The organism is Phytobacter cepae (assembly GCF_054165735.1).
This window is the reverse complement of the sequence record NZ_CM135107.1, coordinates 3,516,539-3,539,775: the sequence shown is the minus strand read 5'-3', so window position 1 is coordinate 3,539,775 and position 23,237 is coordinate 3,516,539. Positions and strand designations below refer to the sequence as shown.

Below are 23,237 nucleotides of genomic sequence, written 5' to 3'. Positions count from 1 at the left end.
GGGTAAGCGAAGGCAGCCAACGAGGTCGCAGCCTGAACGACGAAGATGAATGGCAGTTTTTAAAGGTTCCTTCGCGGGCCAACAAGAGCTCGCAAGTGAACCCCGGGACGTGCGCGTTGCTGCGCGCGTCGTAGTTATCCACGGCGATGTAAGCATAACAATGCTTAAGGGATCACGATGCAGAACAGCGCTTTGAAAGCCTGGCTGGACTCTTCTTACCTCTCTGGCTCTAACCAGAGCTGGATAGAACAGCTCTATGAAGATTTCTTAACCGATCCTGACTCGGTTGATTCAAACTGGCGTGCCATGTTTGAAGAGCTACCGGGCACCGGAGTGAAACCGGATCAATTCCATTCCAAAACACGTGACTATTTCCGTCGTTTAGCGAAGGACGCCTCACGTTACTCTTCCTCCATTTCCGACCCTGACACCAACGCCAAGCAGGTTAAAGTCCTGCAGTTGATCAACGCCTACCGTTTTCGTGGTCATCAGCAGGCCAATCTGGACCCGCTGGGACTCTGGCAGCAGGATAAGGTCACCGACCTCGATCCGGCTTTCCATGATTTAAGTGAGGCCGATCTTCAGGAAACCTTTAACGTTGGCTCCTTTGCTATCGGCAAAGACACGATGCAACTGGGTGACCTGATTGAAGCGCTCAAGCAAACCTACTGCGGCTCCATCGGTGCGGAATACATGCACATCACCAGCACCGAGGAGAAGCGTTGGATCCAACAGCGCATCGAATCGGTTGTCGGTCATGCCACTTTCAGTAAAGAAGAGAAGAAACGTTTCCTGAGCGAGTTGACCGCTGCAGAAGGTATGGAGCGCTATCTCGGTGCGAAATTCCCGGGCGCGAAACGCTTCTCGCTGGAAGGCGGCGACGCGCTGGTACCGATGCTTAAAGAGATGATTCGTCATGCCGGTAAAAACGGTACCCGCGAAGTGGTACTGGGTATGGCGCACCGTGGTCGTCTCAACGTTCTGATCAATGTGCTGGGTAAAAAGCCGCAGGACCTGTTTGACGAATTTGCCGGCAAACATAAAGAGCACCTCGGCACCGGTGACGTGAAGTATCACATGGGCTTCTCATCTGATATGGAAACCGAAGGTGGCCTGGTGCATCTGGCGCTGGCGTTTAACCCGTCGCACCTGGAGATCGTAAGCCCGGTGGTCATGGGGTCAGTACGCGCACGTCTGGATCGCCTTGATGAGCCGAGCAGCAACAAAGTGCTGCCAATTACCATTCACGGTGATGCGGCGGTGGCCGGGCAGGGCGTGGTTCAGGAGACACTGAACATGTCCAAAGCGCGCGGTTATGAAGTAGGCGGTACCGTGCGTATCGTCATCAATAACCAGGTGGGCTTTACCACATCTAACCCGCTGGACGCCCGTTCCACACCGTACTGTACCGACATTGGTAAGATGGTGATGGCACCGATCTTCCACGTCAATGCAGACGACCCGGAAGCGGTCGCTTTCGTTACACGCGTGGCACTGGACTTCCGTAACACCTTTAAACGTGATGTCTTCATCGATCTGGTGTGCTACCGCCGTCACGGCCATAACGAAGCCGATGAGCCGAGCGCGACCCAGCCGCTGATGTACCAGAAAATCAAAAAACACCCGACGCCGCGCAAACTCTATGCTGGCAAGCTGGAGCAGGAAGGGATTGCAACGCTGGAAGATGCCACCGAACTGGTGAATCTGTACCGTGACGCGCTGGATGCCGGTGAGTGTGTGGTGGACGAGTACCGTCCGATGAACATGCACTCCTTTACCTGGTCGCCGTACCTCAACCACGAGTGGGATGAGAGCTACCCGAACAAGGTCGAGATGAAGCGCGTACAGGAACTGGCGAAACGCATCAGTACCGTGCCGGATGCCATCGAAATGCAGGCGCGTGTGGCCAAAATTTATAATGACCGTCAGGCGATGGCCGCTGGCGAGAAGCTGTTTGACTGGGGCGGCGCGGAAAACCTGGCGTACGCCACCCTCGTGGACGAAGGCATCTCCGTGCGCCTGTCCGGTGAAGACTCCGGTCGTGGCACCTTCTTCCATCGTCACGCGGTGATTCACAATCAGGCTAACGGCTCAACTTACACTCCGCTACACCATGTGCATAACAGCCAGGGGCCGTTCAAAGTCTGGGACTCCGTCCTTTCTGAGGAAGCGGTACTGGCGTTTGAATACGGTTATGCCACGGCTGAACCGCGCACCCTGACTATCTGGGAAGCGCAGTTTGGTGATTTTGCCAACGGTGCGCAGGTGGTGATTGACCAGTTCATCTCCTCCGGTGAGCAGAAATGGGGCCGTATGTGTGGGCTGGTGATGCTGCTGCCGCATGGTTACGAAGGCCAGGGGCCGGAGCACTCCTCCGCGCGTCTGGAACGTTACCTGCAGCTGTGTGCTGAACAAAACATGCAGGTTTGCGTCCCGTCGACCCCGGCACAGGTTTACCACATGCTGCGTCGTCAGGCGCTGCGCGGTATGCGTCGTCCGCTCATCGTGATGTCACCGAAGTCCCTGCTGCGTCACCCGCAGGCGGTCTCTTCGCTGGATGAACTGGCTAACGGCACCTTTATGCCAGCGATCGGTGAAGTTGATGAACTGGATCCGCAGGGCGTTAAGCGTGTTGTGATGTGTTCTGGTAAGGTTTATTACGACCTGCTTGATCAGCGTCGTAAGAACGACCAAAAAGATGTCGCCATTATCCGTATTGAACAGCTCTATCCGTTCCCGCACCAGTCGGTTCAGGATGTGCTGAAACAGTATGCTCATGTGAAAGATTTTGTCTGGTGCCAGGAAGAGCCGCTTAACCAGGGCGCATGGTATTGCAGCCAACATCATTTCAATGAAGTGATTCCATTTGGGGCTTCACTGCGTTACGCAGGTCGCCCGGCCTCCGCTTCGCCAGCGGTAGGATATCTGTCCGTTCACCAGAAACAGCAACAAGATCTGGTCAATGACGCGCTGAACGTCGATTAAATAAAGGATAAATAATGAGTAGCGTAGATATTCTTGTACCCGACCTGCCTGAGTCCGTAGCTGATGCGACCGTTGCGACCTGGCATAAAAAACCGGGCGATACCGTCCAGCGCGACGAAGTGCTGGTAGAAATCGAAACTGACAAAGTGGTACTGGAAGTACCGGCTTCGGCGGATGGCATTCTGGACGCAGTGCTGGAAGACGAAGGCACCACCGTCACCTCTCGCCAGATTCTGGGTCGCCTGCGTGAAGGCAATAGCGGCGGCAAAGAGAGCAGCGCGAAATCTGATGCAAAAGAGTCCACGCCGGCTCAGCGTCAGCAGGCCTCGCTTGAAGAACAGAATAACGATGCACTCAGCCCGGCGATCCGTCGTTTGCTGGCTGAACACAACCTCGAAGCCAGCGACATCAAAGGCTCAGGTGTGGGTGGACGTCTGACCCGTGAAGATGTTGAAAAACATCTGGCGAAAGCCCCGGCGAAGAAAGAAGAGAGCAAACCCGCGGCACCGGCTGCTGCCCCTGCTGCGCCACAGCTGGCTGGCCGCGCTGAGAAACGCGTGCCGATGACCCGTCTGCGTAAACGCGTGGCCGAGCGTCTGCTGGAAGCGAAAAACTCCACGGCGATGCTCACCACCTTTAACGAAGTGAACATGAAGCCGATTATGGATCTGCGTAAGCAGTACGGCGACGCCTTCGAAAAACGTCACGGTATCCGCCTGGGCTTTATGTCCTTCTACGTGAAAGCGGTCGTGGAAGCGCTGAAACGCTACCCGGAAGTGAACGCTTCTATTGATGGCGATGACGTGGTTTACCACAACTATTTCGACGTCAGCATGGCGGTTTCTACCCCGCGTGGCCTGGTGACCCCGGTTCTGCGTGACGTGGATACGCTGGGCATGGCAGACATCGAAAAACGGATTAAAGAGCTGGCCATCAAAGGTCGCGACGGCAAGCTGACGGTGGAAGATCTGACCGGTGGTAACTTCACCATCACTAACGGTGGTGTCTTTGGCTCACTGATGTCTACCCCGATCATCAACCCGCCGCAGAGCGCGATCCTCGGCATGCACGCCATTAAAGACCGCCCGATGGCGGTGGACGGTAAAGTGGAGATCCTGCCAATGATGTACCTGGCGCTCTCCTACGATCACCGTCTGATCGATGGTCGCGAGTCCGTTGGTTTCCTGGTGGCGATTAAAGAGCTGCTGGAAGATCCGACTCGTCTGCTGCTGGACGTGTAGTAAGCAAAAGTATCCCCTGCCCCGTAGGCCGGATAAGGTGTTTATGCCGCCATCCGGCGTTGGTGCGATGCCTGATGGCGACGCTTTTGCGGCTTATCAGGCCTACGGGTTTAAAGATAATGATGACCTGAAGGATGGACAGAATACATGAACTTACATGAATACCAGGCAAAACAGCTTTTTGCCCGTTACGGTCTGCCTGCCCCAGTAGGCTATGCGTGCTCGACGCCACGCGAAGCTGAAGAAGCCGCGTCCAAAATCGGCGCGGGCCCGTGGGTAGTGAAATGCCAGGTTCACGCAGGTGGCCGTGGTAAAGCCGGTGGCGTAAAAGTAGTGAACAGCAAAGAAGAGATTCGTGCCTTTGCTGAGCACTGGTTGGGTAAACGTCTGGTGACCTACCAAACGGATGCGAACGGTCAGCCGGTTAACCAGATTCTGGTAGAAGCGGCAACGGATATCGACAAAGAGCTGTATCTGGGCGCCGTTGTTGACCGCAGCTCCCGTCGCGTGGTGTTCATGGCTTCCACTGAAGGTGGCGTGGAAATCGAAAAAGTGGCGGAAGAGACGCCTCACCTGATCCACAAAATCGCACTGGATCCGCTGGCGGGCCCGATGCCGTACCAGGGCCGTGAGCTGGCGTTCAAACTGGGTCTGGAAGGTAAGCAGGTTCAGCAGTTCACCAAAATCTTTATGGGCCTGGCGACTATTTTCCTTGAGCGTGACCTGGCGCTGATCGAAATCAACCCGCTGGTCATCACCAAACAGGGCGACCTGATCTGCCTCGACGGCAAACTGGGTGCGGATGGCAATGCGCTGTTCCGTCAGCCGGATCTGCGCGAAATGCGTGACCAGTCTCAGGAAGATCCGCGTGAAGCGCAGGCGGCGCACTGGGAACTGAACTATGTGGCGCTGGATGGCAACATCGGCTGCATGGTTAACGGTGCGGGCCTGGCAATGGGCACCATGGACATCGTTAAGCTACACGGCGGCGAACCGGCAAACTTCCTTGACGTGGGCGGCGGCGCAACCAAAGAGCGCGTAACCGAAGCGTTCAAAATCATTCTCTCTGACGACAATGTGAAAGCCGTGCTGGTGAACATTTTCGGCGGCATCGTGCGTTGCGACCTGATCGCAGACGGGATCATCGGTGCGGTAGAAGAAGTGGGTGTTAACGTACCTGTTGTGGTACGTCTGGAAGGCAACAATGCGGAACTGGGCGCCAAGCGTCTGGCTGACAGCGGCCTGAATATTATTGCAGCGAAAAGTCTGACGGATGCAGCGCAGCAGGTTGTTGCCGCAGTGGAGGGTAAATAATGTCTGTTTTAATCAATAAAGATACCAAGGTTATCTGCCAGGGTTTTACCGGTAGCCAGGGCACCTTCCACTCTGAACAAGCCATTGCTTACGGCACCCAGATGGTTGGCGGTGTGACGCCGGGCAAAGGCGGCACCACGCATCTCGGCCTGCCGGTGTTCAACACCGTGCGTGAAGCGGTAGAAGCCACGGGCGCAACCGCCACCGTTATCTACGTTCCGGCACCGTTCTGCAAAGACTCCATTCTGGAAGCCATTGACGCAGGCATCAAACTTATTATCACCATCACCGAAGGCATCCCGACTCTGGACATGCTGACCGTGAAAGTGAAACTCGACGAAGCGGGCGTGCGCATGATTGGGCCGAACTGCCCAGGCGTTATCACCCCCGGCGAGTGCAAAATCGGTATCATGCCAGGCCACATTCATCAGCCGGGCAAAGTGGGCATCGTCTCCCGTTCCGGTACCCTGACCTATGAAGCCGTTAAGCAGACGACTGATTATGGCTTCGGCCAGTCCACCTGCGTGGGCATCGGTGGTGACCCGATCCCGGGCTCTAACTTCATCGACATCCTGAAGCTGTTCCAGGAAGATCCGCAGACCGAAGCGATCGTCATGATCGGTGAGATCGGCGGTAGCGCGGAAGAAGAAGCGGCGGCTTACATCAAAGATCACGTGACCAAACCGGTTGTGGGCTACATTGCCGGTGTCACCGCGCCGAAAGGCAAACGTATGGGGCACGCAGGCGCGATCATCGCGGGCGGTAAAGGCACGGCGGATGAGAAGTTCGCGGCGCTGGAAGCGGCTGGCGTGAAGACTGTGCGTAGCCTGGCAGATATCGGCGAAGCGCTGAAATCCGTCATCAAATAAGATTCAATGCCCCACATGAAAAGGGGCAGTAAGATGTTCGACATGGTTGGCCGCTCCACTAGAGCGGCCTTTTTTTATGCGCCCAGTTTGCGCACCTGCGTCTCTTGCGCCGACAGGACAGTGCCATCTCCGGCATGAGGTAGCATCGGGGCAACCGCGCGCCCGGTTCGCCTGTCTATCAGCACCGAGTGGGGTTCATCTGGGGCAAACAGATGACCTTCACCCCACTGACGCAGCGCCACGATCACGGGAAACAAGGCATTTCCTTTCGGTGTGAGCACATACTCCTGATAAGCGGTGCCGTCTGAGGCCGGTTGGGTCGTCAGGATTTTCGCGTCCACCAGCTTGCGTAACCGATCGGTAAGAATGTTACGCGCCATTCCCAGTCCACGCTGAAAATCACCAAAACGTCGGGCGCCATCGAAGGCATCCCGAATGATAAGTAGCGCCCAGCGGTCGCCCAGCACATCAACAGAACGTGCGACCGGGCAGGGCTGATAATCGGGCGGTAATGCGTTAGGCATCGGCTGACCTCATGAATAATATTCCGGTTGCATTTTAAAACTGGTTTCTTTAGGCTTCAACTAGTTTTCTTTTGCAACCAGGTTAACAATGAAAGCCTCTGTTATTGGGTGTGCTGCTTCTGAGAAGCGTTTGCCAGGCCGGCTGGTCGTGCTGTTTGCGGTTGCCAGCGGAATGAGCGTTGCCAATGTCTATTACGCTCAGCCATTGCTGGATGCTTTGGCGCGGGATTTTGCGATTAGCTATGCTGCGGTGGGGGGCGTGGTGACCGCCACCCAGGTGGGCTGCGCGCTGGCATTACTGCTGCTGGTCCCGCTGGGAGATATCATAAATCGGCGCAGGTTAATGCTGGTTCAGCTCATCGCACTGGTGATGGTGCTGGGCGTTGTGTCATTGGCAAACTCCACAGGGATGCTGCTTGCCGGGATGCTGGCGGTTGGCTTACTGGGCACGGCAATGACGCAAGGGCTTATCGCCTCTGCCGCCAGTGCATCCGATTCGCAGGAACGCGGGCGAGTGGTGGGAGCGGCTCAGGGGGGCGTCTTTATTGGCCTGCTGCTGGCCCGCGTTTTTTCAGGCGTGGTGAGCGACCTGGCAGGTTGGCGCGCCGTCTACGGTACCTCGGCACTGTTAATGCTGGTGTTGCTGCTGCTTCTCTGGCGGTGGCTACCCCGTTTCGAAACGCAGGAGCAGCCGGTCCGTTGGTCGCAGTTACTTTTTTCAATGCTGAAACTGCTCATTACCGATCGTGTGCTGGTGATTCGGGGGATGCTGGCGTTACTGATGTTTGCCGCCTTCACGATTTTCTGGAGTGCGATGGTACTGCCCCTGAGCGCGCCACCGTACCGTTTTTCGCATACTGTTATTGGGCTGTTTGCCCTGGCCGGGGTGGCGGGCGCGCTTGCTGCTGCCAGGGCAGGGCAGGCCGCCGATCGGGGTTATGCGCAGCGGACCAGCTTTCTTGCGCTGCTGGTGCTCTTGCTGGCGTGGTGGCCTCTCTCCCGACTTGAGCACTCAATTCCGCTGTTGCTGCTGGGGATTGTGCTCCTCGACCTGGGCGGCCAGGCGCTGCACGTCACCAACCAGAGTCTGATATTTCGTGCGGCGGCCGATCTGCATGGGCGGCTGGTGGCGCTTTATATGCTGTTTTATGCCATCGGCAGCGGCGTCGGCGCACTATTAACCACCGCCGTATATTCACAATATGGCTGGCAGGGTGTCTGCTGGCTGGGGGCATCAGTGAGCCTGCTGGCGCTGATGATATGGGGATTAACGCGACGCCTGATGCCAGAAGAATACCGATAACACAACAGGGGATTAAGATGGAAGAACGTGAATTACTGGCAGAGGCTGACGCGCGCGGCCTGCGTTATCTTGAGGGGACTAATACGCGGCGCGTATTTCCTTCGCCCGAGGCGATAGCGGCCCTTGCGGCCTTCGATGAGCCCCTGCCGCAGGCTGGGTTGCCCGCAGAAGAAACCCTGGCCTTGCTGGATGAGCGGGGCTCGCCTGCGACCACTGCATCCAATGGGCCGGGCTATTTTGGCTTTGTGGTGGGGGCCACCTTACCGGCAGCCGCAGCGGCAGAGCGCATGGTAATGGCCTGGGATCAATGTGCCTCTTCGTTTATCAACTCCCCGGTCGCTGACCGCATCGAACGCGTTGCCGGAAGATGGACGCTGGAAGCGCTCGATCTGCCGCGTGACAGCGCCGTAGGGTTTGGCACCAGCGCGACAGCCTGCACGCTGGCCGCCCTTGCGGCTGCCCGGCGTGAACTGTTGACCCGTGCGGGTTGGGATATCGACAATGACGGCTTACTGGGTGCGCCGGAGATAAAGGTCGTGGTCTCTGAACTGGCCCACATCACCATAAAAAAAGCGCTGCGCATCCTCGGATTTGGCCTGTCACGTCTTATTATCGCCCCGGTAGATGGTTTTGGGCGCGTAGACGTGGCTCAGCTCCCTCCGCTGGATGGCCGCACCATTCTGTGCTTGCAGGCCGGAGAGGTAAATACCGGGGAGTTCGACCCCTTTGCACAGTTAATCCCGCTTGCCCACGAGGCAGGGGCCTGGGTCCATGTGGACGGCGCATTTGGTTTGTGGGCGCGGGCTTCTTCACAGGCAGCCCTTACGGAAGGTATTGAGCTGGCGGACAGCTGGACGACCGATGCCCACAAATGGCTGAATACCCCCTATGACTGTGCAATGGTGATATGCCGCGATCCGCAGGTGCTTGCCGGTGCGATGAACAGCGATGCGGTCTATATGCGTGCCAGCGCCGATGCACAAAAAAACCTGACGCTGGAGTTTTCTCGCCGCCCGCGTGGGATCCCGGTCTGGGCTGCATTGCGTTCTCTGGGGCGGGAGGGGATAGGGGCAATGATAGACACGCACTGTGCCCTGGCGCGCGTCATCAGCGAGGGGCTCAGCGCACAGGGTTTTGAGGTATTAAACCGGGTGGTGATCAATCAGGTCTTGTTCCGTTGCGCCACCGATGCACAGACGGAAGCGGTGCTGGCGGCGGCGCAGGCGTCAGGAAACATCTGGTTTGGCAGTACCCGATGGCAGGGAAGGTTAGCCATGCGCATTAGCGTTTCGTCATGGCGTACCGAGCAACAGCATGTCGCCAGGCTGCTTAATACCCTGAAGACACTGCGCACGGGTCAGTAATCTATAACCGCCGGGAATAGTATTGACCAGTAAATAGCGTGCCAATGTAAATTAAGCCATGCATTATTTTGCGTGGCTTTTTTAAATAGTCACGCTGCGGTGTTAAGTCTCATAAAGGAGTAAGTGAAATAATTGTAAAATCTTACTTTCATACTTCTGTCACCCTCCCCAAACCGTGTTTTTACCAAATCCACAAGCCGAATAATGCCCCGGTGTTAAACGTTAAATAAGCTCGGTAATATTTCCTCTTTCTCGCCGATTGATAACCATAAAGCACGATAAAGTATACATATCGTTAACATGGTCTTTACTAAGCGGATACTATGGCTACAAAATTAACATGCCAGAATTAAATTGATTTAAATCAATATTTAAAAGCTTGGAAAAAACCCTAAAAATCGATAAATTGTCGCCGATCAAATTGGCTTAAAGTGAGCAAATTAGGTATAAATTGATCACTGTCGAAAAACGTAAAACAAACCCAATAAAAACCTTTTTATTGTAAGGGTTTTGCGGAGTAATATATTCGAGAGATCAATTCGGGTTTTTATTAACGTGGTTGTAACTTTTTTGAATCGGCATCAGTTTTATTCATGATGGCGATTTAAAAGTGCAACAACTTTGTATTGGGGCATGCGTGTAAACCTTCACTAACAGGGTTTACTCTCGGAGTCTTCATGCGATGAGCAAGGAGTCAGGATGTTAGATATTGTCGAACTGTCACGCTTACAGTTTGCCTTGACCGCGATGTACCACTTCCTTTTTGTACCACTGACGCTCGGTATGGCGTTCTTGCTGGCCATCATGGAAACGGTCTACGTTCTTTCCGGCAAACAGATTTATAAAGATATGACCAAGTTCTGGGGCAAGTTGTTTGGTATCAACTTTGCTCTGGGCGTGGCAACCGGTTTGACCATGGAGTTCCAGTTCGGGACTAACTGGTCTTACTATTCTCACTATGTTGGGGATATCTTCGGTGCGCCGCTGGCCATTGAAGGCCTGATGGCTTTCTTCCTCGAGTCGACTTTTGTAGGTCTGTTTTTCTTTGGTTGGGATCGTCTGGGCAAAGTGCAGCATATGGCAGTGACCTGGCTGGTTGCGCTGGGTTCTAACTTATCTGCATTGTGGATCCTGGTGGCTAACGGCTGGATGCAGAACCCGGTTGCCGCAGATTTCAACTTCGAAACCATGCGCATGGAGATGGTGAGCTTCGCCGAACTGGTGCTTAACCCAGTTGCTCAGGTGAAATTCGTACACACCGTCGCCTCCGGCTATACCTGCGGCGCGATTTTCGTGCTGGGTATCAGCTCCTACTACCTGTTGCGTGGCCGCGATATCGCCTTCGCCAAACGCTCTTTTGCCATTGCAGCAAGTTTCGGTATGGCTGCAATTCTCTCTGTTATCGTGCTGGGTGATGAGTCCGGTTATGAAATGGGTGACGTGCAGAAAACCAAACTGGCTGCTATCGAAGCAGAGTGGGAAACCCAGCCTGCGCCGGCCGCCTTTACCCTGTTTGGTATCCCGGATCAGGACGGGCAGAAAAACAACTTCTCCATCCAGATTCCTTATGCGCTGGGCATCATTGCTACCCGTTCCGTCGACACGCCAGTGGTTGGCCTGAAAGACCTGATGGTGCAGCATGAAGAGCGTATCCGTAACGGGATGAAAGCGTATCACCTGCTGGAGCAACTGCGTTCAGGTTCCACCGATCCGTCTGTTCGCGATGCGTTCAACACGGTGAAAAAAGACCTGGGTTACGGTTTGCTGCTCAAGCGCTACACCCCGAACGTTTCTGACGCCACTGAAGATCAAATCAAGCTGGCGACGCAGGACTCCATTCCACGCGTGGCGCCGCTGTACTTCGCCTTCCGTATTATGGTGGCGTGCGGTGTGCTGATGCTCTTCATCATCGCCGTGGCGTTCTGGACCGTGTGTCGTAACCGTATCGGTGAGAAAAAGTGGCTGCTGCGCGCGGCGCTGTATGGTATTCCGCTGCCCTGGATCGCTATCGAATCCGGTTGGTTTGTGGCGGAGTATGGCCGTCAACCGTGGGCCGTGGGTGAAATGCTCCCGACTGCGGTAGCAAACTCTACGCTGACCGCAGGCGACCTGATCTTCTCGATGGTGCTGATTTGTGGTCTCTATACCCTGTTCCTGGTGGCTGAAATGTTCCTGATGTTCAAATTTGCACGCCTTGGCCCAAGCAGCCTGAAAACCGGTCGCTACCACTATGAGCAGACCAAGGGTGTTTCTGGCGAATATGAGCAGTCCACCGTGGCTTCTCAGCCGGCACGCTAAGACAGGAGTCGTCAAATGATCGATTATGAAGTATTGCGTTTTATCTGGTGGCTGCTGGTTGGCATTCTGCTGATCGGGTTTGCCGTGACGGACGGTTTCGACATGGGGGTCGGCATGCTGACCCGTTTCCTGGGGCGTACTGACACCGAGCGCCGCGTGATGATTAACTCCATCGCGCCGCACTGGGACGGTAACCAGGTGTGGTTGATCACTGCAGGTGGCGCATTGTTCGCTGCCTGGCCGATGGTCTATGCCGCCGCCTTCTCCGGCTTCTATATGGCGATGATTCTGGTACTGGCGTCCTTGTTCTTCCGTCCGGTCGGTTTTGATTACCGCTCCAAGATTGAAGACACCCGCTGGCGTAACATGTGGGACTGGGGCATTTTCATCGGTAGCTTTGTTCCGCCTCTGGTGATTGGCGTGGCCTTTGGTAACCTGCTGCAGGGCGTTCCGTTCAGCGTGGATGAGTATCTGCGCCTGACCTATACCGGTAATTTATTCCAGCTGCTCAACCCGTTTGGTCTGCTGGCCGGTATTGTGAGCGTGGGCATGATCGTCACGCAGGGCGCGACCTACCTGCAAATGCGTACCGTTGGCGAGCTGCGTCTGCGTGCACGTTCTGTCGCTCAGTTTGCCGCCTTGTTGACCATGGTGTGCTTCCTGTTGGCCGGTATTTGGGTGGTTCTGGGTATCGACGGCTATGTCGTGACCTCTACGCTGGATCATCACGCGGCGTCTAACCCGTTGAATAAAGAAGTGGCACGTCAGGCCGGCGCCTGGTTGGTTAACTTCAATAACACCCCGATTCTTTGGGCGATTCCGGCTCTGGGTGTGGCTTTACCGGTACTGACCATCCTCAGTGCGCGTCTGGAAAAAACCGCGCTGGCGTTTATCTTCTCTTCATTAACGCTGGCGTGCATTATCCTGACGGCCGGTATTGCGATGTTCCCGTTTGTGATGCCATCCAGTATTATGATGAATGCCAGCCTGACTATGTGGGATGCCACATCAAGTCAGATGACGCTGAATCTGATGACCTTCGTGGCGCTGGTGTTCGTTCCGTTGATCCTTATCTACACCAGCTGGTGTTACTGGAAAATGTTCGGGCGCATCACCAAAGAGCAAATTGAAACCAATACCCACTCAATGTACTAAGTAAGGAGCTGATAATGTGGTATTTCGCATGGATTTTAGGAACGCTTCTTGCCTGTGCTTTTGGGATTATTACCGCGTTGGCGTTTGAGCACGTGGAAGCGACCAAAGCTGGAAAAGAAGAACATTGATGGATGAGATTATCGCAAAGCTCTATGCGGTAATGGATAAGCGCCCGTTAAGGGCGCTTTCCTTAATCATGGCGTTGGTGCTGGCGGGCTGTATTTTCTGGGACCCGTCAAAATTTGCGGCAAAGACCAGCGAGCTTGCTGTCTGGCAGGGCTTTCTGTTGATGTGGGCGGTGTGTGCCGGTGTGATCCACGGCGTGGGTTTTCGTCCGCGTTCGCTCGTCTGGCAAGGCGTCTTTTGTCCGTTAATCGCTATGGTTGTTTTGTTAACAGGTCTGATTTTTTTCTTCTTTTGAATAAGAAATCTCCGTTTACGACATGGGCTTGCAAAAGCCCATATATTTTTACTCTCCGTTTACTTCAACCCATTCCAAACCACCTTTCCCGCGCGTATAGTAACGACGTTTAAAAGTTCTAACTTTTTTTTGCATTACCGGGATGTAAAGTGAATACAACGCTGTTTCGATGGCCGGTTCGGGTCTACTACGAAGATACCGATGCCGGGGGTGTGGTGTACCACGCCAGCTATGTTGCTTTTTATGAACGAGCACGCACTGAGATGCTGCGCCATCACCACTTTAGTCAGCAGGTTCTGCTGGCCGAGCGCGTCGCATTCGTGGTACGCAAATTAACGCTGGAGTATTTTGCGCCCGCCAGACTCGACGATATGCTCGAAGTCCAAACGGAAATTACATCAATGCGTGGCACCTCCCTGGTCTTTACGCAGCGGATTGTCAATGCAGAGAACACGGTCTTGAATGAAGCCGAGGTTCTGATTGTCTGCGTTGATCCACTCTTAATGAAGCCTCGTGCGCTTCCCAAGTCTATTGTCGCGGAGTTTAAGCAGTGACTGACATGAACATCCTTGATTTGTTCCTGAAGGCTAGCCTTCTGGTCAAACTTATCATGTTGATTTTGATTGGTTTTTCCATCGCATCCTGGGCCATCATCATCCAGAGAACGCGTATTCTTAACGCAGCCGGCCGTGAAGCGGAAGCGTTTGAAGACAAATTCTGGTCTGGCATTGAACTGTCGCGTCTGTACCAGGAGAGCCAGGGGCGTCGCGATAACCTGACCGGGTCGGAACAAATTTTCTACAGCGGCTTTAAAGAGTTTGCCCGACTGCACAAGGCCAACAGCCATGCGCCGGAAGCCATCGTAGAAGGCGCGTCGCGGGCGATGCGTATTTCCATGAACCGCGAACTGGAGAGCCTTGAAACCCATATTCCTTTCCTCGGTACCGTAGGTTCCATCAGCCCGTACATCGGTCTGTTTGGTACGGTTTGGGGGATTATGCATGCCTTTATCGCACTGGGTGCGGTGAAGCAGGCGACATTGCAGATGGTTGCGCCAGGCATTGCTGAAGCGTTAATCGCGACTGCGATCGGTCTGTTTGCGGCTATTCCTGCGGTAATGGCCTATAACCGCCTGAACCAGCGCGTGAACAAACTGGAAATGAATTACGACAACTTTATGGAAGAGTTCACCGCTATTCTGCATCGTCAGGCGTTTACCAGCACCGAGAGCAACAAGGGGTAAACCATGGCCAGAAAGCGTGGACGCGGCAGTCGTGACCTCAAGTCCGAAATCAACATTGTGCCTCTGCTGGATGTGTTGCTAGTGTTGCTGCTGATCTTTATGGCAACCGCTCCGATCATTACGCAGAGCGTTGAAGTTGATCTGCCAGACGCGACAGATTCTAAAAGCGTCAGCACCAACGACGAACCACCGGTCATTATTGAGGTCTCGGGTGTCGGACAGTACAGCGTGGTAGTGGAAAAAGATCGTCTCGATCAGCTACCGCCTGAACAGGTGATTGCAGAGGCGCAGCGCCGTTTGCAAGCCAATCCGAAAACCGTTTTCCTGATCGGTGGCGCGAAAGAAGTGCCGTACGATGAAATCATTAAAGCGCTAAACCTGTTACATAGCGCGGGTGTGAAGTCGGTTGGCTTGATGACGCAGCCTATTTGATCCCCGGCATAACAGGCGGGCAGTTTTTGGGAACCGAGAGTGTCAAAGGCAACCGAACAAAACGACAAACTTAAACGCGCGATCATCATCTCAGCCGTGCTGCACGTAGTGCTTGTGGCCCTGCTGATATGGAGTTCGTTCGATGAAAATATTGACGCTTCTGCTGGCGGCGGTGGCGGTTCATCCATTGATGCGGTGATGGTTGATCCCGGCGCCGTTGTACAAAATTACAACCGTCAGCAACAGCAGCAGTCCAGCGCAAAACGTGCCGAAGAACAGCGTGAGAAACAGGCGCAGCAGCAGGCTGAAGAACTGCGTGAAAAGCAGGCTGCTGAGCAGGAACGCCTGAAGCAGCTTGAGCAGGAGCGTTTGCAGTCGCAGGAAGCGGCACGTCAGCAGGCTGAGCAGCAGAAGAAAGCAGAAGAGGCGGCGAAGAAAGCGCAGGAAGTGCAGAAGCAGGCGGAAGAAGCCGCTGCGAAGTCTGCAGCCGATGCGAAAGCCAAAGCGGATGCCCAGGCTAAAGCGGCTGCGGATGCGCAGGCTAAAGCCGCTGCGGATGCGGCGAAGAAAGCAGCAGCCGACGCACAGAAGAAAGCTGAAGCCGATGCGGCCAAAGCGGCTGCGGATGCGCAGAAAAAAGCCGAAGCCGAAGCAGCTAAAGCCGCAGCAGACGCACAGAAAAAAGCGGAAGCAGAAGCGGCGAAGAAAGCTCAGCAGGATGCTGAGAAGAAAGCGGCTGCCGACGCGGCTAAGAAAGCAGCGGCGGCTGAAAAGGCCGCTGCCGAGAAAGCTGCCGCCGCAGAAAAAGCTGCCGCCGCTGAGAAGGCTGCCGCCGAAAAAGCAGCAGCAGACAAAAAAGCCGCCGCCGCAGAGAAAGCGGCTGCCGATAAAAAGGCCGCAGCGGATAAAGCAGCAGCCAAAAAGGCGGCTGCAGAGAAAGCCGCGGCTGCATCAGGCGTGGATGATCTGTTTGGCGACCTGAGTTCCGGTAAGAATGCACCGAAAACGGGCGGCGGAGCGAAAGGGAACAATGCGGCTCCTGCAGGTTCAGGTAACAATAGTCGTAATGGCGACAATGGTGCCAGCAATGAAGACATCAGTAAGTACACTGGGCAGATAAGATCGGCTATTCAGAGCAAGCTTTATAATGCTGATTTGTTTGCAGGTAAAACATGTGATTTACATATCACGCTAAGATCGGATGGTTCGTTGAGCAACATCGAATCGAAAGGTGGCGATCCTGAACTTTGTGAAGCCGCACTCCGGGCTGCGCGTACGGCGAACATGCCAACGCCTCCGAGTAAAGCTGTCTATGAACGAGTTAAAGATGCCACGCTTGGGTTTAAGCTTTAAAGCGTCATTAATGAAGAATGCCTGACTCGCAATTGCGGGTCAGGATGTATAATTATCGTGTTTTGAGTTTGTTAACATTCTGCTAAATTATCGCGGGTTTTTTGCCCGGATAAGGGAGATACGATGAAGCAGGCATTACGTGTAGCGTTTGGTTTTTTAATGCTGTGGGCAGCGGTGCTGCATGCAGAAGTACGTATCGAGATTACCCAAGGGGTCGACTCGGCACGCCCAATCGGTGTTGTACCTTTCCAGTGGGCAGGGCCGGGTGCTGCACCTGAGGACATCAGTGACGTTGTTTCCTTCGATTTGCGCATGAGCGGCAAATTCAACCCGCTGGACCGTTCACGTCTGCCACAGACGCCAGCGACGGCACAAGAAGTTCAGCCTGCGGCATGGTCTGCACTGGGCATCGATGCGGTAGTGGTGGGTCAGGTTACCCCTAACCCGGACGGTAGCTTCAACGTTGCCTATCAACTGGTTGATACCGGTGGCGCACCGGGCACCGTACTGTCTCAGAACTCCTTCAAAGTCACCAAACAGTGGTTGCGTTACGCAGCACATACTGCCAGTGATGAAGTGTTCCAGAAACTGACCGGTATTAAAGGCGCATTCCGTACCCGAATTGCTTATGTTGTCCAGGCTAACGGTGGTCAGTTCCCGTACGAACTTCGCGTATCGGATTACGATGGTCACAACACCTCGGTGATCCACCGTTCATCTCAGCCGCTGATGTCACCTGCCTGGTCGCCGGATGGTTCACAGCTGGCCTACGTGACGTTTGAAAGTGGTCGTTCAGCGCTGGTGATTCAAAACCTGGCAACCACTGCAACGCGTCAGGTTGCCTCTTTCCCGCGTCACAACGGTGCGCCTGCATTCTCGCCTGATGGCAGCAAGATTGCCTTTGCACTGTCTAAAACCGGTAGCCTGAACATCTATGTGATGGATCTGGGTTCCGGTCAAATCCGTCAGGTTACCGACGGTCGCAGCAATAACACTGAACCGACCTGGTTCCCGGATAGCCAGAACCTGGCGTTTACTTCCGACCAGGCAGGCCGTCCACAGGTCTATAAAGTCAATGTGAATGGCGGTGCAGCACAACGTATTACCTGGCAGGGTTCGCAAAACCAGGATGCTGACGTGAGTGCTGATGGTAAATTTATGGTAATGGTGAGCTCCGAAGGCGGTCAGCAACACATTGCCAAACAAGATCTGGCAGCGGGTGGCGTGCAAGTTTTGTCGTCAACGTTCCTGGATGAATCGCCGAGTCTGGCACCTAACGGCACGATGGTAATCTACAGCTCTTCTCAGGGGATGGGATCCGTGCTGAACCTGGTTTCTACAGATGGGCGTTTCAAAGCGCGTATTCCGGCGTCTGATGGACAGGTAAAATCACCTGCCTGGTCGCCGTACCTGTAAATAATAAATAATTGATTACTAAAGGATCAAAGAAATGCAACTTAACAAAGTGCTGAAAGGGCTGGGTATCGCTCTGTCCGTAATGGCAATCGCCGCATGTTCTTCTAAAAAGAACGTGAGCAACGACCAGAGCGGCGAAGGCATGATGGGTGCCGGTACCGGTATGAACGGCAATGGCAATATGTCTTCTGAAGAGCAAGCGCGTCTGCAGATGCAGCAGCTGCAGCAGAACAACATTGTTTACTTCGATCTGGACAAGTTTGACATTCGTTCTGACTTCGCTGCAATGCTGGATGCGCACGCTAACTTCCTGCGTAGCAACCCGTCTTACAAAGTCACCGTAGAAGGTCACGCGGACGAACGTGGTACGCCGGAATACAACATCTCCCTGGGCGAACGTCGTGCTAACGCCGTTAAAATGTACCTGCAGGGTAAAGGTGTTACCGCTGACCAGATCTCCATCGTTTCTTACGGTAAAGAAAAACCTGCAGTACTGGGTCATGACGAAGCGGCTTACTCCAAAAACCGTCGTGCCGTACTGGTTTACTAAGAGAATTGCATGAGCAGTAACTTCAGACATCATCTGATGAGTCTGTCGTTACTGGTTGGCATAGCGGCCCCCTGGGCCGCTTTTGCTCAGGCGCCAATCAGTAGTGTCGGCTCAGGCTCGGTAGAAGACCGGGTCACTCAACTCGAGCGTATTTCTAACGCTCACAGTCAACTTTTAACCCAACTCCAGCAGCAGCTTTCTGACAACCAATCCGATATTGATACCCTGCGCGGTCAGATTCAGGAAAGTCAGTATCAGTTGAACCAGATTAATGAGCGGCAGAAACAGATTCTGACGCAGATTGACAGTCTGGGCAGCGGTGCAGGCGCGGCTGGGGGGCAGAACCCGCAAACTTCTGGCGACCAGAGTGCGGCAGCGGCACCTGATGCCTCTGCGTCCACCGCGGCCCCAGTGCAGAGCGGTGACGCCAACACGGATTACAATGCGGCAATCGCTCTGGTGCAGGATAAATCTCGCCAGGACGAAGCTATGGCTGCATTCCAGAACTTCGTCAAAAAATACCCGGATTCGACTTATATTCCGAATGCCAACTACTGGCTCGGGCAGTTGAACTACAACAAGGGTAAAAAAGACGACGCGGCATACTATTTTGCTTCCGTAGTGAAAAATTATCCGAAGTCGCCTAAAGCGCCTGATGCCATGTTCAAGGTCGGCGTCATCATGCAGGACAAAGGTGATGCGGCGAAAGCGAAAGCGGTGTATCAGCAGGTGGTCGCGAAATATCCGGGCACTGACGGCGCAAAACAAGCGCAAAAACGTCTCGGGTCGATGTAGCGAATAGCGCTTGACCAGAAATCGCATTATTTCTGGTCTTGTCGCGCGAATCGTAAGCAGTTAAGTGATCTTCCTCGAAATTTTTGTTGCGCTGAATTCTTAAATCAGTAATATATGCCGCCGTTGCCAAGGGATATCAAACATCCCAAAAGCAGTGCAGAAGTGGGTCGTTAGCTCAGTTGGTAGAGCAGTTGACTTTTAATCAATTGGTCGCAGGTTCGAATCCTGCACGACCCACCAATCGTTCTGGTGGAACGCGATAGTAAAACGTGAAGGATAGCGTTGCGTTTGCAACGGCCCGTAGGGCAAGCCTTCCTGCACGACCCACCGCTCACATAAGTGAGTAAGTTGTATCCAGCGCAGTATCGGGTGATTAGCTCAGCTGGGAGAGCACCTCCCTTACAAGGAGGGGGTCGGCGGTTCGATCCCGTCATCACCCACCACTCGGGTCGTTAGCTCAGTTGGTAGAGCAGTTGACTTTTAATCAATTGGTCGCAGGTTCGAATCCTGCACGACCCACCAATTTTAACATCTCGCTCAGGTGTTAACCGTGAAGGATAACGTTGCGTCAGCAACGGCCCGTAGGGCGAGGCGAAGCCGAGTCATCCTGCACGACCCACCACTTTATGTGGTTCCGAGTAAAAATCTTTCAGGTGACACCCGTATGGGTCGTTAGCTCAGTTGGTAGAGCAGTTGACTTTTAATCAATTGGTCGCAGGTTCGAATCCTGCACGACCCACCAATTCCAAGGTGGTCACTGGTAGAGAACGTGAAGGATAACGTTGCGACAGCAACGGCCCATAGGGCGAGGCGAAGCCGAGTCATCCTGCACGACCCACCATCCTGAATGATTAAGCACTAAATCCCGCAAGGGGTCGTTAGCTCAGTTGGTAGAGCAGTTGACTTTTAATCAATTGGTCGCAGGTTCGAATCCTGCACGACCCACCAATGTAAAAATGGCGCTGGCGGCGCTTTTTTGCTATCTGCGATCTATGCGATTCGGCATTTCCTTTGGCACGCTTTCCCCCGGCTCTTCATTTGTTGTGACTTTTCACCCTCAATCGGCTATCTTGTTTAGTATATAAAACTTATTGGCCTGTCTTTGCTCTGCTGTTGCTAAAGAAAGGCATTATTGTTAAGCCAGTAAAACGAGTAAGCATGATGAGCGTAATGTTTGATTCTGAAGCTGCGATTTATCCCTTCCCGCCAAAACCCTTGCCTCTCACGCTGGATGAGAAACATTTCTACCGTGAGAAAATCAAACGCCTGCTAAAAGAGCGGGATGCGGTTATGGTGGCGCATTACTATACGGACCCAGAGATCCAGCAGCTTGCTGAAGAAACCGGTGGCTGTATTTCAGATTCGCTGGAGATGGCCCGTTTTGGCGCGAAAAATCCGGCCTCGACGCTGCTCGTGGCCGGCGTGCGCTTCATGGGGGAGACGGCAAAAATCCTCAGCCCGGAAAAGACCATTTTGATGCCGACACTCAATGCGGAATGTTCTCTTGACCTCGGCTGCCCGATTGACGAATTCAGTGCTTTTTGCGATGCCCATCCAGACAGAACGGTGGTGGTGTACGCCAACACCTCCGCTGCGGTCAAGGCACGCGCTGACTGGGTGGTCACCTCCAGCATTGCAGTGGAACTGATCGAACATCTGGATAGCCTGGGTGAGAAAATTATCTGGGCACCGGACAGGCATTTGGGAAGCTATGTGCAAAAGCAGACCGGTGCCGATGTGTTGTGCTGGCAGGGGGCCTGCATTGTCCACGATGAGTTTAAAACGCAGGCGCTGGCTCGGATGAAGGCCCTCTATCCTGAGGCGGCGGTGTTAGTGCATCCTGAATCACCCCTCTCCGTGGTGAAACTTGCCGACGCGGTAGGGTCGACCAGCCAACTGATCAACGCCGCCAAAACGTTGCCGCACAAGCAGCTTATCGTCGCCACCGATCGAGGTATCTTTTATAAGATGCAGCAGGCGGTGCCGGAAAAAGAGCTGCTGGAAGCACCAACGGCAGGAGAGGGGGCCACATGCCGCAGCTGTGCACACTGTCCGTGGATGGCGATGAACGGCTTAAAAGCGATTGCTGAGGGGCTTGAGAATGGAGGAGCCGCGCATGAGATTCATGTGGACGCGGCGCTGCGTGAAGGCGCGTTACTGCCGCTTAACCGTATGTTAGATTTTGCGGCTACACTACGTCCTTAACGTTCTATAACGCGTAGGAATACGCTCTGGGGAGAAGATGGATTTTTTTAGCACGCAGAACATTCTGGTACATATTCCGATCGGCGCCGGTGGCTACGATCTTTCATGGATTGAAGCGGTAGGAACGCTGGCGGGGTTACTCTGTATCTGGCTCGCCAGCCTCGAGAAAATCAGTAACTATGCGTTTGGTTTAATTAACGTTACCTTGTTTGCCATTATCTTCTTTCAGATCCAGCTCTACGCCAGCCTGTTGCTGCAGCTGTTCTTCTTTGCCGCTAACCTCTATGGCTGGTATGCATGGTCACGTCAAAACACTGCCAATGAAGCCGTGTTGCAAATTCGCTGGCTCCCCTTACCCAAAGCCATTGCATGGCTTGCTGCCTGCGTCGTGGCCATTGGCGTGATGACGGCCTTCATTGATCCGGTTTTTGCGGTGCTGACGCGCGTAGCGGTGAACATAATGCAAGCGCTTGGGCTTAACGTCGCCATGCCGGAACTGCAACCTGACGCCTTCCCGTTCTGGGATTCCTGCATGATGGTGCTGTCGATAGCGGCGATGATCCTGATGACCCGCAAGTATGTGGAAAACTGGCTGCTTTGGGTCATCATCAACGTGATAAGCGTGGTGATATTTGCCCTGCAGGGCGTTTGGGCGATGTCACTGGAATATATGCTGTTGACGTTTATTGCACTCAACGGCAGCCGGATGTGGATGAAGAGCGCCCGTGAGCGTGGCTCCAGGGCGTTTTCTCATTAATGATGGTGTGAATGTGCGTGGTCAGCCTGCGTCTCGCTGAGATGGCAGTCTGGCCCGCTACAGGGCTGATATTCCATCTGGACAGTGGCATGCTCAACCTGATAATGATGCTGCAAGAAATGTTCGATTTGATGCAGTAAGCCGTCATGATCGTGCGGAGGAATGACATGCACATGCAGGGTCATCACGATTTTTTCCCCCACCAACCACACATGAACATGATGAACATCTCGTACCGCAGGGACTGAACGGCGCAAATGGCGTTTAACTGCCTCGATGTCCATCGACACCGGCGCCCCTTCCAGCAACTCATTCACACTCTCACGCAGTAACGACCATGCGCTGCGCAGCACCAGTACAGAAACCAGCACTGAGAGTATCGGGTCGGCAGGCGTCCAGCCGGTAAACATAATGATAAGCGCCGCAATAATCGCCCCGACTGAGCCCAGTAGATCGCCAAGAACATGTAACGCAGCGGCCCTGACATTTAAGTTCTTTTCCTCATTGCCCCGGTGGAGCAACCAAAACGCCAGGATATTCGCCACCAATCCCGCCACCGCGATAGTCATCATGGTTGCACCTGCCACGGGTTGCGGGTGCGTGAAGCGAACGAATGCCTCCCAGACAATAAAAATGGTGATCACCACCAGCGCAATCGCATTAACAAAGGCCGCCAGCGTCGTCAGGCGCAGCCAGCCAAAGGTACGCTTTGTGCTGGGTGGGCGTCGGGCAAAATGCACCGCCAATAGCGCAAAGAAGAGGGCGGCTGCATCGGTGAGCATATGCCCCGCGTCGGCCAGCAGAGCCAGCGATCCGGAGAGAAACCCGCCCACCACTTCAACCAGCATAAACAGCGCCGTGACGCTGAAGGCGAGCAGCAGCCGGCGAGCGTTGGCATCATCAGGGAGGGAAGAATGAGAATGCGCCATGTTAAGCGTCCTTTGTCAAAACGATATCAGCGACTTACATCATTGCAGATCTTTTCACATCCTACAGAAAAAATTAAGGAGAG

At 54.2% G+C, this 23,237-nt stretch carries 21 protein-coding genes and 5 tRNA genes; 24 read left to right on the top strand and 2 right to left on the bottom strand.

The window, feature by feature from the left end; all coding sequences use genetic code 11:
* Positions 1-177 precede the first annotated feature (177 nt).
* The 4 genes from sucA (at position 178) to sucD (ending at position 6,409) form a co-directional block, all read left to right on the top strand.
* Positions 178-2,985 (top strand): 2-oxoglutarate dehydrogenase E1 component, encoded by a 2,808-nt coding sequence (sucA, locus tag ACUY4Q_RS16625; RefSeq protein WP_458043828.1) that lies wholly within the window; start codon positions 178-180, stop codon positions 2,983-2,985.
* Between the two features lie 14 nt (positions 2,986-2,999).
* On the top strand, positions 3,000-4,226 hold the full coding sequence (gene odhB, locus ACUY4Q_RS16620; protein ID WP_458043827.1) for a 2-oxoglutarate dehydrogenase complex dihydrolipoyllysine-residue succinyltransferase: 1,227 nt from the start codon (positions 3,000-3,002) through the stop codon (positions 4,224-4,226).
* A 147-nt stretch (positions 4,227-4,373) separates the two neighbouring features.
* Positions 4,374-5,540 carry an ADP-forming succinate--CoA ligase subunit beta gene (sucC, locus tag ACUY4Q_RS16615; protein WP_458043826.1) on the top strand — a complete coding sequence of 389 codons (1,167 nt, stop codon included), beginning with the start codon at positions 4,374-4,376 and terminating at the stop codon, positions 5,538-5,540.
* Entirely contained in the window at positions 5,540-6,409 is an 870-nt protein-coding gene (gene sucD / locus ACUY4Q_RS16610) for a succinate--CoA ligase subunit alpha (RefSeq protein WP_458043825.1), read from the top strand. Before sucC ends, sucD begins: the two co-directional genes overlap by 1 nt.
* A 74-nt stretch (positions 6,410-6,483) precedes the next feature.
* Here the strand turns inward: sucD and ACUY4Q_RS16605 are convergent, their stop codons facing one another.
* A complete protein-coding gene (locus ACUY4Q_RS16605; RefSeq protein ID WP_458043824.1) occupies positions 6,484-6,933 on the bottom strand; it encodes a winged helix-turn-helix transcriptional regulator in 450 nt (149 codons plus the stop codon).
* An 88-nt stretch (positions 6,934-7,021) separates the two neighbouring features.
* Between ACUY4Q_RS16605 and ACUY4Q_RS16600 the strand changes: the two genes are divergently transcribed.
* The 20 genes from ACUY4Q_RS16600 to pnuC all read left to right on the top strand — a co-directional run bounded on the left by ACUY4Q_RS16600 (position 7,022) and on the right by pnuC (position 22,225).
* Complete coding sequence (locus ACUY4Q_RS16600) at positions 7,022-8,236, top strand: MFS transporter (RefSeq protein ID WP_458043823.1); 1,215 nt, start codon at positions 7,022-7,024, stop codon at positions 8,234-8,236.
* Between the two features lie 17 nt (positions 8,237-8,253).
* Entirely contained in the window at positions 8,254-9,600 is a 1,347-nt protein-coding gene (locus ACUY4Q_RS16595; protein WP_458043822.1) for a pyridoxal phosphate-dependent decarboxylase family protein, read from the top strand.
* Between the two features lie 699 nt (positions 9,601-10,299).
* On the top strand, positions 10,300-11,898 hold the full coding sequence (gene cydA / locus ACUY4Q_RS16590; RefSeq protein ID WP_458043821.1) for a cytochrome ubiquinol oxidase subunit I: 1,599 nt from the start codon (positions 10,300-10,302) through the stop codon (positions 11,896-11,898).
* A gap of 15 nt (positions 11,899-11,913) precedes the next feature.
* Complete coding sequence (gene cydB, locus ACUY4Q_RS16585) at positions 11,914-13,053, top strand: cytochrome d ubiquinol oxidase subunit II (protein ID WP_458043820.1); 1,140 nt, start codon at positions 11,914-11,916, stop codon at positions 13,051-13,053.
* A 14-nt stretch (positions 13,054-13,067) separates the two neighbouring features.
* Complete coding sequence (cydX, locus tag ACUY4Q_RS16580; RefSeq protein WP_090460606.1) at positions 13,068-13,181, top strand: cytochrome bd-I oxidase subunit CydX; 114 nt, start codon at positions 13,068-13,070, stop codon at positions 13,179-13,181.
* The gene (gene ybgE / locus ACUY4Q_RS16575) at positions 13,181-13,474 is read left to right on the top strand and encodes a cyd operon protein YbgE (protein WP_458043819.1); all 294 of its coding nucleotides are present in this window, start codon (positions 13,181-13,183) and stop codon (positions 13,472-13,474) included. Before cydX ends, ybgE begins: the two co-directional genes overlap by 1 nt.
* 149 nt (positions 13,475-13,623) lie before the next feature.
* A complete protein-coding gene (gene ybgC / locus ACUY4Q_RS16570; RefSeq protein ID WP_041852070.1) occupies positions 13,624-14,028 on the top strand; it encodes a tol-pal system-associated acyl-CoA thioesterase in 405 nt (134 codons plus the stop codon).
* Positions 14,025-14,717, top strand: coding sequence for a Tol-Pal system protein TolQ (tolQ, locus tag ACUY4Q_RS16565; protein WP_458043818.1), 693 nt, complete (start codon positions 14,025-14,027; stop codon positions 14,715-14,717). Before ybgC ends, tolQ begins: the two co-directional genes overlap by 4 nt.
* Positions 14,718-14,720: 3 nt before the next feature.
* Positions 14,721-15,149 carry a colicin uptake protein TolR gene (gene tolR / locus ACUY4Q_RS16560; RefSeq protein WP_458043817.1) on the top strand — a complete coding sequence of 143 codons (429 nt, stop codon included), beginning with the start codon at positions 14,721-14,723 and terminating at the stop codon, positions 15,147-15,149.
* 39 nt (positions 15,150-15,188) lie between these two features.
* Complete coding sequence (gene tolA / locus ACUY4Q_RS16555; protein WP_458043816.1) at positions 15,189-16,502, top strand: cell envelope integrity protein TolA; 1,314 nt, start codon at positions 15,189-15,191, stop codon at positions 16,500-16,502.
* 123 nt (positions 16,503-16,625) lie between these two features.
* Positions 16,626-17,918: a Tol-Pal system beta propeller repeat protein TolB gene (gene tolB / locus ACUY4Q_RS16550; RefSeq protein WP_458043815.1), complete on the top strand. Its 1,293-nt coding sequence runs from the start codon at positions 16,626-16,628 to the stop codon at positions 17,916-17,918.
* Positions 17,919-17,952: 34 nt separating this feature from the next.
* Positions 17,953-18,468: a peptidoglycan-associated lipoprotein Pal gene (gene pal, locus ACUY4Q_RS16545; RefSeq protein WP_437430925.1), complete on the top strand. Its 516-nt coding sequence runs from the start codon at positions 17,953-17,955 to the stop codon at positions 18,466-18,468.
* Positions 18,469-18,477: 9 nt separating this feature from the next.
* Positions 18,478-19,263 (top strand): cell division protein CpoB, encoded by a 786-nt coding sequence (gene cpoB, locus ACUY4Q_RS16540; protein ID WP_458043814.1) that lies wholly within the window; start codon positions 18,478-18,480, stop codon positions 19,261-19,263.
* Between the two features lie 164 nt (positions 19,264-19,427).
* A tRNA-Lys gene (locus ACUY4Q_RS16535) sits at positions 19,428-19,503 on the top strand.
* A 127-nt stretch (positions 19,504-19,630) separates the two neighbouring features.
* Positions 19,631-19,706: transfer RNA gene (locus ACUY4Q_RS16530), tRNA-Val, on the top strand.
* 3 nt (positions 19,707-19,709) lie between these two features.
* A tRNA-Lys gene (locus ACUY4Q_RS16525) sits at positions 19,710-19,785 on the top strand.
* A gap of 144 nt (positions 19,786-19,929) precedes the next feature.
* A tRNA-Lys gene (locus ACUY4Q_RS16520) sits at positions 19,930-20,005 on the top strand.
* Between the two features lie 130 nt (positions 20,006-20,135).
* Positions 20,136-20,211: transfer RNA gene (locus ACUY4Q_RS16515), tRNA-Lys, on the top strand.
* 213 nt (positions 20,212-20,424) lie between these two features.
* Positions 20,425-21,468: a quinolinate synthase NadA gene (gene nadA, locus ACUY4Q_RS16510; protein WP_458047370.1), complete on the top strand. Its 1,044-nt coding sequence runs from the start codon at positions 20,425-20,427 to the stop codon at positions 21,466-21,468.
* 37 nt (positions 21,469-21,505) lie between these two features.
* A complete protein-coding gene (gene pnuC / locus ACUY4Q_RS16505) occupies positions 21,506-22,225 on the top strand; it encodes a nicotinamide riboside transporter PnuC (RefSeq protein WP_458043813.1) in 720 nt (239 codons plus the stop codon).
* Here the strand turns inward: pnuC and zitB are convergent.
* Positions 22,222-23,154: a CDF family zinc transporter ZitB gene (gene zitB, locus ACUY4Q_RS16500; RefSeq protein ID WP_458043812.1), complete on the bottom strand. Its 933-nt coding sequence runs from the start codon at positions 23,152-23,154 to the stop codon at positions 22,222-22,224. The genes pnuC and zitB overlap by 4 nt on opposite strands.
* Positions 23,155-23,237: the final 83 nt, after the last annotated feature.